This window comes from Streptomyces sp. McG3 (assembly GCF_018619185.1).
GTDB lineage: Bacteria > Actinomycetota > Actinomycetes > Streptomycetales > Streptomycetaceae > Streptomyces.
Genome location: NZ_JAAXYC010000249.1, coordinates 1 through 12,351, shown reverse-complemented (window position 1 = coordinate 12,351; position 12,351 = coordinate 1). Strand labels below are relative to the sequence as shown.

The following is a 12,351-nucleotide window of genomic DNA, read 5'->3' as shown; positions in this document are numbered from 1 at the left end:
GGTCCGGAGCCCGGGCCGGGGGCCGGGCCGCCGGGAAGGACGAGGACAGCGGCGGGAGTTCGGGCTCGTTCACCGCGCAGGTGTTCGCCGACCCGTTCTTCGGCCGGGTGGTGACGGGCGTGGTCGACTACCTGCGTCCGCGCGGGATGCACCCGGTGCTGATGTTCGCGGAGAGCTCACGGGCCCGCGAGGAGGTGGTGGCGTACCTGAGACAGGGCAGCGCGGACGGGGCCCTGGTCGTCTCGACGCACGCCGAGGATCCGCTGCCCGGGCTGATCGCGGACGCCGGCCTGGCGGCTGTCCTGTACGCACGCCCGGCGCGGCCGGTCCCGGTCAGCTATGTCGACCTCGCGCACCAGGACGGCGCGCGGCTGGCGGCCGAACACCTCCTGGACCGGGGCTGCCGCCGGATCGCGACGATCAGCGGCCCACTGGACGTGCCGGCGGGCCACGCCCGCCTGACGGGTTTCCGGGACACCATGGCACGCCACGGACACCCGTACATCCCCGTCGTCGAGGGCCGGTTCACCCAGGAGAGCGGCGAGACGGCGATGGAGCGGCTGCTGGCGGAACATCCGGACCTGGACGGGGTCTTCGCCGCCAACGACCTGATGGCCCTGGGGGCCTGCCACGTCCTGCGGGAGCACGGCCGCTCGATTCCGGGGGACGTGGCGGTGGTGGGCTTCGACGACAGCAGCGCGGCCCTGGCCTGCCGCCCGCCGCTGACCACGGTCCGCCAGCCGGTGGAGGGCATGGCCGCCGAGATGACGCGCCTCCTGCTGGACCGGCTGGCCCGGCCGGACGGTCCGGTGACCTCCGTGATCTTCGAACCGGAGCTGGTGGTGCGGGGCTCGGCCTGACGGGTGCGGCCCCGGGCACGGTGAGCGGGGTGCGCGGACATGGGCGAGGATGCCCCCATGACCTCACCCCCGACCGGGCCCCGCCTCCGGGTCGCCGCCCAGGTGATCCGGCGTCACCCCTCCCCCGCCCTGCTGGTGTTCGACCATGCGGGCCTTCCCGAGGCCGGCACCCAGGTTCCTGCGGGCGGCGTCGCGCCGGGCGAGGATCCGGAGCGGGCCGTCCTGCGTGAGGTCGCCGAGGAGACCGGGCTGACCGGGCCCGCGTCGTCCGGCGGATCGCGGTGGACGAGCGGCCCCACCCCGGGACCGGGCAGCCCCGGCTGATCACCTTCCTCCTGCTCGCCGCCCCGTCGGACGGGCCGGCGGCGTGGGAGCACCGGGACCGCGGCGACGGGTGAGACGCGGGGATGCGGTTCGCCTGCCGGTTCGCGCGGCTTCCCCCGGAGCACCCGCTGGCCGACGCCCAGGGCGCGTGGCCGGGCATGGTGGACCCGCGCTGGATCACCTCCGGCGGCGCCGCCGGGAGCCCCGGCCCCGCGTAGGACACGGCCCGCCGAGGCGCGGCAGCGACGCCGCCCGTGTGCCGGGCGGCGCCTTGGCCGGTACGCGGGCGGCGGACGCCTCACGCGGGCATCCCCCGCTCAGTCCACCGGGGTGCGGTGACGTTCCCGGACCGCCTGGACGGCCGTACGGGGCGGCGCGCCGGGGTCGCCCGGCCCGGGGCGGCTGCCGCCCCGGGTGAGGAAGTCGGCGAGCGGGAGCGTCGCCGCGCCCACGGTGACCGCGTCCGGGCCGAGGCGGCCCATCTCGATGGTGGTGCGGGCCGCCGCGTGGCGCAGGGCGTACTCGTTCGCGTACCGGCGGATCTCGGGCAGCAGGCGGGGGCCGATGAGCAGGCCCGCCCAGCCGCCGATCAGGATCCGCTCGGGCAGGAAGAGGTTGATCAGGTCGGCGAGGGCCGCGCCGAGGCATTCGGCCGTCTCGTCGAGCAGCGCGAGGGCCACCGGGTCCGGGAGGACGCCCCGACGTGCCGGATAGGCGGCGGCGAGCAGGGCCGCCAGCGCCGTCTCGTCGTCGGCGTCCTCGGGCAGCGGGCCGCCCGCCTCGCGCCAGCGCTCGCGCAGGGCCTCCGCGCCCGCGTACGCCTCCAGGCAGCCGATGGAGCCGCAGCGGCACCGGCGGCCGCGCAGCTGGACGGTGGTGTGGCCCCATTCGAGGGCGAGGCTCATGCGGTCCTCGTCGAGGATGTCGCCGTGGTCGACGCAGGCGCCCACGCCCGAGCCGATGAGGGCGATGGCGGCGGCGCCCGCGCCCCGGCCGCCGCCGAACCACATCTCGGCCTGGCCGAGCGTCTTGGCGCCGTTGTCGATGAACAGCGGCACCTCGGGCGGCACGTCGACGGCCTCGCGCAGCAACTGCTCGAAGGGGACCGCGCGCCAGCCTATGGTCTGGCCGTGGACCACCGCGCTCCGGGAGCCGTCGGGCCCCTCGGGTCCGTCGCGCTCGATGATGCCGGGGACCCCTATGCCGATGCCGAGCAGCCGGCGCGGGTCGGCGCCCGCGTCGCGCAGCACGTCCGCGACACCGGTGCGGACGTGGGCGACGATGCGGTCGACGTCGTAGCCGTGCTGGGCCAGCAGCCTTTCGGTGCGGGCCAGTTCGGTCAGGGAGAGGTCGAACAGCTCGACGCGGACGCGGGTCTCGCCGATGTCGATGCCGACGAGCAGCCCGCCCTCCGGGGCGACGCGCAGCAGCGTACGGGGGCGGCCGCCGTCCGAGTCGACGACGCCGGCCTCCTCCAGGAGCCCCTCGGCGGAGAGTTCCGCAACGACGTTGCTGATGGAACCTGAACTCAGCCCCGTGACCGGTCCGAGCTCCTGGCGGCTCAGCGGGCCGTCGAAATACAACCGTTGCAATACCCTCGCCCGATTGCCCCTTCGCAGGTCACGCACGGTCCGTCTGTTGCGCTCGGCCATGTTGCTCCTTCCCGTCCAGGAACATACCCCGGTCCCAGGCCTTGACGCGACCTTCTCTCACCTCTTAAATCACGGCATAAATTAAGTCATGGAGGCCGTTCGGTTCCCGAACGCAGCCATCCCCGGAAAGGGGCCACCTCACATGCGTCACCTCAGAGCCGCAAGCACTGTCACCCTCGCCCTCGCCATCGCCGTAGCCGCCAGCGGCTGTGGCGGCGGGACCACCTCGGGCGGCAGCAACGAGTCGCCGAAGACCCTCACCTACTGGGCGTCCAACCAGGGCCCCAGCATCGAGGCCGACAAGGAGATCCTCACTCCCGAGCTGAAGAAGTTCGAGAAGGAGACCGGGATCAAGGTGAAGCTGGAGGTCGTGCCGTGGGCCGACCTGCTGAACCGGATCCTCGCCGCCACCAGCTCCGGCCAGGGCCCGGACGTGCTGAACATCGGCAACACCTGGTCGGCCTCGCTCCAGGCGACCGGCGCGCTCCTGCCGTGGGACGAGAAGAACTTCGAGGCGATCGGCGGCCGGGACCGCTTCGTCGACTCGGCGGTCGCCTCGGCCGGCAAGGAGGGCGAGCCGCCCGCCGCGGTGCCGCTGTACTCGCTGGCGTACGCCCTTTACTACAACAAGAAGATGTTCGCCGAGGCGGGCGTCGAGAAGCCCCCGGCCACCTGGGACGAGCTGGTCGCGGCCGGCAAGAAGATATCCAAGGACGGCAAGTGGGGGCTGGGAGCCGAGGGCGGCAACCTCTCCAACAACATCCACCAGACCTTCGTCCTGGGCCAGCAGCACGGCGCCGACTTCTTCGACAAGGACGGCAAGGCGACCTTCACCTCCGACGGTGCGGTCGCGGCGGTGAAGCAGTACATCGACTTCATGGCCAAGGACAAGATCATCGCCCCGGGCAACGCGGAGTACGCCCAGAACCAGTCGCTCACCGACTTCGCCAAGGGCAAGACGGCCATGGTGCTGTGGCAGGCCGCGGCCTCCACGTTCGCCGCCCAGGGCATGAAGCCCGAGGACTGGGGCGCGGCCCCGGTGCCGGTCCCCTCGGGCGTACCGGGTGCGGGCGAGCAGACCAACTCCATGGTGGCGGGCATCAACATGGCCGTCTTCAAGAACACGAAGAACATCGACGGCGCGAAGAAGTTCGTGAAGTTCATGACGAGCGACGCCGAGCAGAAGCTGCTCAACAAGACCTACGGCTCGATCCCGCCGGTCAAGGCCGCACAGGCCGATGCCGCGTTCGGGGCCCCCGACCTCAAGGTCCTGCGCGACACCCTCGCCACCAGCGCCGCCCCGCTCCCCCAGGTCCCGAACGAGTCGCAGTTCGAGACGGCCGTGGGTACGGCCGTCAAGGAACTCTGGGCGGACGCCGCGGCCGGACGCCCCGTGACCGAGGAATCCGTCAAGGCGCGCCTGGAAAAGGCCCAGCAGACGATGCAGCAGTGAGGCCCTGATCCATGACCGCCACCGTCACCACGGACCCCGAGGTCGACAAGTCGACCGGCAAGGGTACGAGCCGGGGCACCGGGGGTGCGCGCAGGAGACTGCCGCGCATCCCCGACCGGATCCGCCAAGGCGGACTGCCCTACCTCCTGCTCCTGCCCGCCGTCCTGCTCGAACTCCTCATCCACATCATCCCGATGGTCATCGGGATCGTGATGAGCTTCCGGCAGCTCACACAGTTCTTCATCAACAACTGGGGCGCGGCGCCCTGGACGGGCCTCGACAACTACAGCATCGCCGTCGACTTCGACGCGCCGATCGGTGAGGCCCTGCTCCACTCGTTCCTCGTCACCTGCGTCTTCACGTTCTTCTCGGTCGGGTTCGCCTGGCTGTTCGGCACCGCGGCGGCGATCCTCCTCCAGGAGACCTTCCGGGGCCGGGGCATCCTGCGGGCGATCTTCCTCGTCCCGTACGCCCTGCCGGTCTACGCGGCCGTCATCACCTGGGCGTTCATGTTCCAGCGGGACAACGGGCTGATCAACCACGTCCTGCACGACCAGCTCGGCATCACCGACGAGCCGTCCTTCTGGCTCATCGGCGACAACAGCATCTACACCCTGATCATCGTCTCGGTGTGGAAGGGCTGGCCGTTCGCCTTCCTCATGCTGATGGCCGGGCTCCAGAACATCCCGCGCGAGCTGTACGAGGCCGCCTCGATCGACGGCGCCGGCATCTGGCAGCAGATCCGCCGGATCACGCTGCCCTCGCTGCGCCCGGTCAACCAGGTCCTGGTCCTCGTGCTCTTCCTGTGGACGTTCAACGACTTCAACACCCCGTACGTCCTGTTCGGGAAATCGGCACCGGAGAGCGCGGACCTGATCTCGATCCACATCTACCAGTCGTCGTTCGTCACCTGGAACTTCGGCACCGGATCCGCGATGTCGGTCCTGCTGCTGCTCTTCCTGCTGGTCGTGACGGCCGTCTACCTGTTCCTCACCTCGCGCGGAAGGAAGGGCGCCGATGTCTAGCCTCACGCGGCCGACCCGCAGCACCCGGTCGCGGGCCCGCTCGCCGATGGCCGCGCCGCAGTCCTTCCTCTGGACCCGCCGCATCGTCCTGACCCTGCTCGCCGGCTTCGTCCTGCTGCCCGTCTACGTGATGGTCAGCAGTTCGCTGAAGCCGCTCCAGGACGTGTCGGGGAAGTTCCAGTGGATCCCGTCCACGCTGACGATCCAGCCGTACTTCGACATCTGGGAGACCGTTCCGCTCGCCAAGTACTTCGTCAACTCGCTGATCGTGGCGGGCTCGGCGACGGTGCTGTCGGTGACCATCGCGGTGTTCTCCGCCTACGCGGTGAGCCGCTACCGGTTCCGGGGCAAGCGGGTCTTCACCGTCACGGTGCTGTCCACGCAGATGTTCCCGGGGATTCTCTTCCTGCTCCCGCTGTTCCTCATCTTCGTCAACATCGGCAACAGCACCGGCGTCGCGCTGTACGGCTCGCGCGGCGGGCTCATCCTCACGTACCTGACGTTCTCGCTGCCGTTCTCCATCTGGATGCTGATCGGGTACTTCGACTCCATCCCCCGGGACCTCGACGAAGCGGCCCTGGTCGACGGCTGCGGACCCGTCCGCGCCCTCTTCCAGGTCGTCGTGCCGGCCGCCGTCCCGGGAATCGTGGCGGTGTCGGTGTACTCCTTCATGACGGCCTGGGGCGAGGTCCTCTTCGCCTCCGTCATGACGAACGACGCCACCCGGACCCTCTCCGTCGGCCTCCAGGGCTACGCCACGCAGAACGACGTGTACTGGAACCAGGTCATGGCCGCGTCCCTCGTCGTCAGCGTCCCGATCGTCGCCGGGTTCCTGCTCCTCCAGCGCTACCTGGTCGCCGGTCTCACCGCGGGAGCCGTGAAGTGACCCCCACCACCGGCGAGAGCCGTCCGTCGCCCCCGACCGAAAGGCAGCACGTGTCCGACCTCAACGCCTTCCCGGCGGACTTCACCTGGGGCGTCGCCACCGCCGCGTACCAGATCGAGGGAGCCGTGGCCGAGGACGGCCGCTCCCCCTCGATCTGGGACACGTTCTCGCACACCCCCGGCACGATCGACAACGGCGACACGGGCGACGTGGCCTGCGACCACTACCACCGGGTCCCCGAGGACATCGGCCTGATCAAGCGGCTCGGCGCGGACGCCTACCGCTTCTCGGTCGCCTGGCCGCGCGTCGTGCCCGGCGGCGACGGTCCGGTCAACAAGGCGGGTCTGGACTTCTACGACCGGCTCGTGGACGGCCTCCTGGAGGCCGGCGTCACCCCGTTCGCCACCCTCTACCACTGGGACCTGCCGCAGGCGCTCCAGGACCGGGGCGGCTGGACCGTACGGGAGACCTCGGAGCACTTCGCGGCGTACGCCTCCCACGTGGTGGAGCGCCTCGGCGACCGCGTCAAGGACTGGGCGACGCTGAACGAGCCGCTGTGCTCGGCCTGGATCGGCCACCTGGAGGGCCGGATGGCGCCGGGGCTCACCGACCTGACCGCCGCCGTGCGGGCCTCCTACCACCTGCACCTGGGCCACGGCCTGGCCGTGCGGGCGATCCGGGCGGCCTCATCGGACGCCCGGGTCGGCATCGTCAACAACCTCAGCCCGATCGAGCCGGCAAGCGCGAGCGAGGCCGACGTGGCCGCCGCCCGCCGCGCCGACGGCCACATCAACCGCTGGTGGCTGGACCCGATCCTGGGGCGCGGCTACCCGCAGGACATGGTCGAGGAGTACGGCGTCGAGCTCCCGGTGCGCCCCGGCGACCTGGAGACGATCGCCGCACCGCTGGACTGGATGGGGCTGAATTACTACTTCCGGCAGATCGTCACCGCCGACCCGGACGGGATCGCACCGCGAGCGAAGCAGGTCTCGGTCCCCGGCGCCCGGCTCACCCACATGGACTGGGAGGTCCACGCGGAGGGCCTGGAGCAGCTTCTGCTGCGCCTGACCGAGGAGTACGGCGTCCAGCGGATCTACGTCACGGAGAACGGCTCGGCGTACGAGGACGTCGTCGCGGCGGACGGCTCGGTCCACGACCCGGAGCGCGTCCGGTACTTGGAGGAGCACCTCGCCGCCTGCGCCCGCGCGGTCGACAAGGGAGCCCCGCTGGCCGGGTACTTCGCCTGGTCGCTGATGGACAACTTCGAGTGGGCCTACGGCTACGACAAACGGTTCGGTCTGGTCCACGTGGACTACGCGACCCAGCGCCGTACGGTCAAGAGCAGCGGCCGCCGGTACGCGGAGCTGGTCCGCAAGCACGCGGAGCGGCGCGGCCGGGCGGCCGTCTGACCCTCCTCCACCGGCTCCGGCCGGCCCCTCCGGCCGCGGCGAACTCCTCGCCGCGGCCGGACGAGTGCTACTGGTCGATCCCCGCGCCGAACGCATGGGGCCCGTGGCGCGCGCACGTGGCCAACAGGCCGGCTCGACCACTGCGTCGCCGTGTCACAGATGCGTGGTGACCGGGCGCCGTACCGCCGCGTCTCGCGCCCGCCGCTACGAGGACTTCGACCAGGTCCAGGTCTTCGACGCGCTCGGCAGCGAGACCTCGTCCTTCTCCGTCGGGGACGCCATGGAGCACCTGCTCGTGGACGAGGCCGGCCGGCTCTGGGTCGGGCACTTCGACGAGAACCCGGCCGGAATCCGCCGCTGGAGCGCCACGGGCCTGCCCACCTGGACGTCGGACGACGCCAACATCCCCGGTCTCCTCGACTGCTACGCCCTGAACGTGACGGGCGCCGCCGCCTGGGCGTGCCCGTACACGGACTTCCCGCTCGTCGGGATACGCCCCGACCGCACCGATCGGCCCGTGAGGGTGTGGGAGAACCGCGTAAGAGGCGCCAGGGCAGTGGCCGTCCACGGTGGTCGGGTGGCCTTCTACGGTGGCTACGGCGAGGAGCAGGACCGACTCGTCCACGGCGAACTCACCGAAACATCCGTCGAGCAGACGGACGTCGGCCTGCTCACCCTGACCGAAGGCTCCTTCGCCGGCCGCCGACGGGTAGTCGGCCGAGGCAGCAGGATCTACGTCCAGGCCGAACCGTCCACCGCGTGGGGCGTTTTCGACCTCAGCAGCTGAAATCCAGCACGGAAGGGACCAGCCGGCCGCCGGCCGACCCACGACCAGTCCCGCAAGGAGCTTGCCGCGGCACGTGCCGACGAGGATCGGACGGTCTCCGACCGGTCGGCCGAAAGGCGCACCGCGGTGCTCGACGGTGAGACCGTCGCGTTCGACAAGCCCGCGCGGAGCGACTTCACGGGGCTCCCGGCGACCGCACTGCTCTGCTCTGCTCTGCTCTGCGGAGCACGGTCCATCGGGTCATCGGTCGCCTCCCCGCCCCGCCGGCCGTACGGCCTACGCGAAGGCGGCAGTGGGAAGCGGAGCCTGGAAGTCCTCCCAGGAGACATGGACTCCGTGCTCACTTTCGAGGAAGCGGAGAAAGGCAGCGTCGGGACGTTCCTCGCCGGGGTATGCGAACCCCGGCACCCCTTGCTCGTCGGTGCCTGCCGAATGGCGCACGCCGTGCTCGTAGTGGGCCAGTATCCGGCCGTCGACGGCGTAACCGACCTGGTGTTCACCGTTCACACCACGGAAGACGGTGTACGCGCGCGTGCCGTGCGACAGCGCCGTCAGGTGGGCAGGGGCACGGCTGGTGATGCTCTCGACCGCATAAGCCCAGCCGGGAACCGCGCCGGCGCGAACCAGTACCCCCGGATGCGAGAGGAATCCGGCCTCCGTCAGACGCGACACCAGGCCCTCGTCCTCCCAGTCGAGAAAGTCCAAGTCACTCAGATGACCGTCCTCCGGCCGCATCTGGAGCTCGGCCACCGCGTCATCGGACAACTCGTGGAGGTGATGCGGCTTCGCGCCCATCCGCACCAGCAGATCCCGCGGCCCGATGCCTTCGCACAGGGTGAAGGTGTAACCCAATTCGTACACCGTCGATATCCACCGCAATCCGCTCTCCACGTCCGCCCCTCCTCGTACCCGCCAACTCACCTGGCAACGTAACCCGGTCGCCGCCTGGGGACAGCGGTTCTCCTTCAGATCGGTGAGGCGAGAACCGCGTCGTTGCGGCCCGGCGCGCGGCCCACTGCTCGCAGGGGGCCGCAGTTCAGCAGCCCAGACGCGCGTTCTTGACACACGGGCGTGCGTTCACCCGGCCCGTCCGGACGCAGCCGGGCTCGATGACTTCCGGTCGAGGAGTCGGCCGGCGAACCGGTGGTCGGTCGACCACCGGTTCGCCGACCGGATATACCGTTCCGGCAGGTCCCGCCGGGCCGCACCCGTGGACAGCTTCCACAGGATCCCGTCGAGACCTGCCGTCTAAGGGGTCCACGGCCCGAGCATGTCCTTCATCGCGTCCGTCATCGCGAATTGCAGCAGCGGGCCGTAGGTGATCCGGCCGACGCCGAGGCGGCGGAACCGCTCAAGATCGTGCTTGACCGGATGCGCCGTGGAGTTCACCGGTACGGAGACGGCGGCCGTCACCGCCGCGAGCAGTTCGTCGTTGTCCTGGATGCGCACCGGGTAGACGCTGTCGGCGCCCGCCCGCTCCAGGGCCCGCAGTCGCTCGATCGCCTCGTCGAGAACCGCGGCGGCGTCCTCCGCGTGCAGGAACAGGTCGGTGCGCCCGTTGATCCAGACCGGGACTCCCGCCTCGTCGGCCGCCGCGCGCAGGCCGGCGACGTAGGCCGCGTGCTCCTGCGTGCTCCGTACGCGTCCGCCCTCCGAGTGGACGGTGTCCTCGATGTTGAGGCCGGCGCCGCCGACCTCGATGAGACCGGCGACGAGATCCGCGGGCTGCTGCCCGTAGCCGGCCTCCAGGTCCACGGAGACGGGGACGTCGACCGCCGCGATGATCGGCCCGACGGCGGCGAGCACCTCCTCGAAGGTCTGCCCCTCCTGGTCCGCGGCCCCCCGTGAATCGGCGAGCGGATGGCTGCCGACCGTCAGCGCGGGGAACCCGGCGTCGGCCGCTGTCCGCGCCGACCAGACGTCCCAGACGGTCGGCAGCACGAGGGGCCTGTGCTCGGCGTGCAGTTGCTTGAGGCGTTGAGCGCGCTCAACGGTGGTACGAAGGTCCATGCCGAGCACGCTACCCCCCGCGACGTGCCGACGGGGCGCGTACGCGACGAGCCCGCGGCGGTCACGGATGTCCGTGACCGCCGCGGGCTGCCTCCGCGCCGACAGCGGGGATGGGACGGCGCGGAGGGCCTCTTCGCCCCGCCGGATCAGCTCCGGTAGACGCCGAACTCATAGAGCGAGTAGCCCCACGGGGTGCCGCGCTCGGAGGTGCTCACGCGGACGTAGCGGGCGTTGCCCGCGACCTCGATGTCATCGATGCCGCCGTTGCCCGCCGTCTGGGTGTGGACGGTGTTCCAGTCCTGCCCGTTGTCCGAGGTCTGGACCGTGTACGCCTTGGCGTAGGCCGCCTCCCAGGCCAGCTGGACGTGGTCGAAGGAGGTGGTCGCGCCCAGGTCGACCTGGATCCACTGCTGGTCGGCCCAGTCGCTGGCCCAGCGGGTGTCGAAGGAACCGTCCACGGCGTTGGTCGCCGGGCAGGGGCAGCCGACGCTGTCCGGCTGGAAGGACGAGGCCTCGGTGGGCTTCCCGGAGGCCAGGTTCACCCCGTCGACCTGGGGCGGCACCACCTTGAAGGACTTCGTCTCGATGCCGACGTTGCCCTTGCCGTCGGTCGACTTGAGGTAGACCTTCCAGACGCCGAGCCTGTCCGGTGCGGTGACCTCGAACGTGCCGTCACCCCGGTCGGTGAAGGCCGCTTCCGTCAACTGGCCTCCGTTGTCGATGTACTTGGAGTTGACCAGCACCTGATGGGTGAGCGGGTCACCGTCCGGGTCGGAGACGGACGCCTGGAACGTGAACGGCTTGCCCGCCTGGACGGCGGAGGCGTTGTCGACGGTCATACCGCTGATGACCGGCGGGGTGTTGTCGCCGGAGGTGTCCGCGCCGAACGCCTCCTTCACCGCGTAGTAGGAAAGCCGCTTCTGGCCCGCGGGGAGCAGGTTGAACCAGACGCCGCCGAAGTCGTACTCGGTCCCGTAGTGGAACAGCGTGGCGCCGAGCGACACCCCCTCGTGCCCTTCGACGCAGTCCCAGGCCCGCTGGTAGCCCTCCGCCTTCGCCACGTCGCTGGGCTCGTCCGGTACGCCGTTGGCGTCGTCCGGCACCTCCCACTCACCGGCGGGCCCGCCCTCGGTGACGATGTAGGGCTTGTCGTAGCCGCCGCTCTCCCAGGTGTCCTTGATGTCGCATACGGCGTCGTAGGAGTTCACGGCGTACAGGTCGAGGTCGGGCGCGTTCTTCTTGTAGTACGGCCAGGCCCCGGTCCACGCGTCGGTCGAGGTGACCGGGTGGTCGGGGTCGACCGCGTGGATCTTCTTGGCGACCTCGTTGACGAACGTGGTGTAGGCGTCGCGCTGCTGCTCCAGCTCGGTGCCGCTGTAGCAGTTCTGCAGACCGAGCACCGACTCGTTGCCGACGTTCCACATGAGGACGCCCTCATGGTCCTTGTAGGTCTCCACCCACTTCGGGAACTCGGCGAGCATGTCGTTCTTGTACGCGGTGTCCGTCAGGTAGTTCACACAGCCGCCGCTGCCGGGACCGCCGCCCGGTTGCAGCCAGAACCCGGCGATCACCTTGATGCCGTTCGCCGCCGCGGTGTCCAGCAGGGGCTTCGTGGTGGCGTCGGTGCCCCACGTACGGATCGTGTTGACGCCCATCGACTTCACGTCGGGCATGTACTGCCCGGCGTCCGCGACGGACGGACCCCAGGTCAGGCCCTTCACGGTGTACGGGGCACCGTTCACGGTCAGCTGCCAGGCGCCCTGGGAGCCGGTCACCTTCACCACGCTGCCGGCGGCCTGCGCGGCGGGCACCGGAAGGGCTGCCGCCGCGGCGGCCAGGAGCGCGGCGACGGCGAGGCGAGCGGTGGTACGGCCCCGGGCGCGGGCCGGACGTCGGAATCGGGACGTGATCATGGGGGGAGGGGCTCCTCACGGGAGTGCGGGTG

General features: G+C 70.8%; 10 protein-coding genes and 1 pseudogene. 7 read left to right on the top strand and 4 right to left on the bottom strand.

Annotated elements, in window-relative coordinates; all coding sequences use genetic code 11:
• Positions 1-860 (top strand): LacI family DNA-binding transcriptional regulator (locus tag HET64_RS29430; RefSeq protein WP_251146046.1); only part of this gene is annotated, 860 nt, incomplete at its 5' end.
• A gap of 57 nt (positions 861-917) precedes the next feature.
• Positions 918-1,402 (top strand): annotated as a pseudogene (locus HET64_RS40150) (NUDIX domain-containing protein).
• A gap of 99 nt (positions 1,403-1,501) precedes the next feature.
• Here HET64_RS40150 and HET64_RS29420 read toward each other — a convergent pair.
• The gene (locus tag HET64_RS29420; protein ID WP_215110194.1) at positions 1,502-2,836 is read right to left on the bottom strand and encodes an ROK family protein; all 1,335 of its coding nucleotides are present in this window, start codon (positions 2,834-2,836) and stop codon (positions 1,502-1,504) included.
• A 142-nt stretch (positions 2,837-2,978) separates the two neighbouring features.
• On the opposite strand from HET64_RS29420, the gene HET64_RS29415 reads away from it, so the two are divergent.
• The 5 genes from HET64_RS29415 to HET64_RS29395 all read left to right on the top strand — a co-directional run bounded on the left by HET64_RS29415 (position 2,979) and on the right by HET64_RS29395 (position 8,396).
• Entirely contained in the window at positions 2,979-4,289 is a 1,311-nt protein-coding gene (locus HET64_RS29415; protein ID WP_215110193.1) for an ABC transporter substrate-binding protein, read from the top strand.
• 11 nt (positions 4,290-4,300) lie between these two features.
• Positions 4,301-5,314, top strand: a complete 1,014-nt coding sequence (locus tag HET64_RS29410; protein WP_215110192.1) for a carbohydrate ABC transporter permease — start codon at positions 4,301-4,303, stop codon at positions 5,312-5,314.
• Positions 5,307-6,200, top strand: a complete 894-nt coding sequence (locus HET64_RS29405; RefSeq protein ID WP_215110191.1) for a carbohydrate ABC transporter permease — start codon at positions 5,307-5,309, stop codon at positions 6,198-6,200. Before HET64_RS29410 ends, HET64_RS29405 begins: the two co-directional genes overlap by 8 nt.
• Before the next feature lie 50 nt (positions 6,201-6,250).
• Positions 6,251-7,609, top strand: a complete 1,359-nt coding sequence (locus HET64_RS29400; protein ID WP_215110195.1) for a GH1 family beta-glucosidase — start codon at positions 6,251-6,253, stop codon at positions 7,607-7,609.
• A 166-nt stretch (positions 7,610-7,775) separates the two neighbouring features.
• Positions 7,776-8,396 (top strand): hypothetical protein, encoded by a 621-nt coding sequence (locus HET64_RS29395; RefSeq protein ID WP_251146045.1) that lies wholly within the window; start codon positions 7,776-7,778, stop codon positions 8,394-8,396.
• A gap of 276 nt (positions 8,397-8,672) precedes the next feature.
• Here the strand turns inward: HET64_RS29395 and HET64_RS29390 are convergent, their stop codons facing one another.
• From HET64_RS29390 to HET64_RS29380, 3 genes are all read right to left on the bottom strand, one after another.
• Positions 8,673-9,287, bottom strand: coding sequence for a DUF6461 domain-containing protein (locus HET64_RS29390; RefSeq protein ID WP_215110190.1), 615 nt, complete (start codon positions 9,285-9,287; stop codon positions 8,673-8,675).
• 357 nt (positions 9,288-9,644) lie between these two features.
• Positions 9,645-10,406, bottom strand: coding sequence for an isocitrate lyase/phosphoenolpyruvate mutase family protein (locus tag HET64_RS29385; protein WP_215110189.1), 762 nt, complete (start codon positions 10,404-10,406; stop codon positions 9,645-9,647).
• Between the two features lie 146 nt (positions 10,407-10,552).
• Entirely contained in the window at positions 10,553-12,319 is a 1,767-nt protein-coding gene (locus tag HET64_RS29380) for a discoidin domain-containing protein (protein ID WP_215110188.1), read from the bottom strand.
• Positions 12,320-12,351: the final 32 nt, after the last annotated feature.

Coding starts and splice junctions, on each gene's coding strand:
- HET64_RS29420 (WP_215110194.1), bottom strand. CDS start 2,836: ATGGCCGAGCGCAACAGACGGACCGTGCGTGACCTGCGAAGGGGCAAT.
- HET64_RS29415 (WP_215110193.1), top strand. CDS start 2,979: ATGCGTCACCTCAGAGCCGCAAGCACTGTCACCCTCGCCCTCGCCATC.
- HET64_RS29410 (WP_215110192.1), top strand. CDS start 4,301: ATGACCGCCACCGTCACCACGGACCCCGAGGTCGACAAGTCGACCGGC.
- HET64_RS29405 (WP_215110191.1), top strand. CDS start 5,307: ATGTCTAGCCTCACGCGGCCGACCCGCAGCACCCGGTCGCGGGCCCGC.
- HET64_RS29385 (WP_215110189.1), bottom strand. CDS start 10,406: ATGGACCTTCGTACCACCGTTGAGCGCGCTCAACGCCTCAAGCAACTG.
- HET64_RS29380 (WP_215110188.1), bottom strand. CDS start 12,319: ATGATCACGTCCCGATTCCGACGTCCGGCCCGCGCCCGGGGCCGTACC.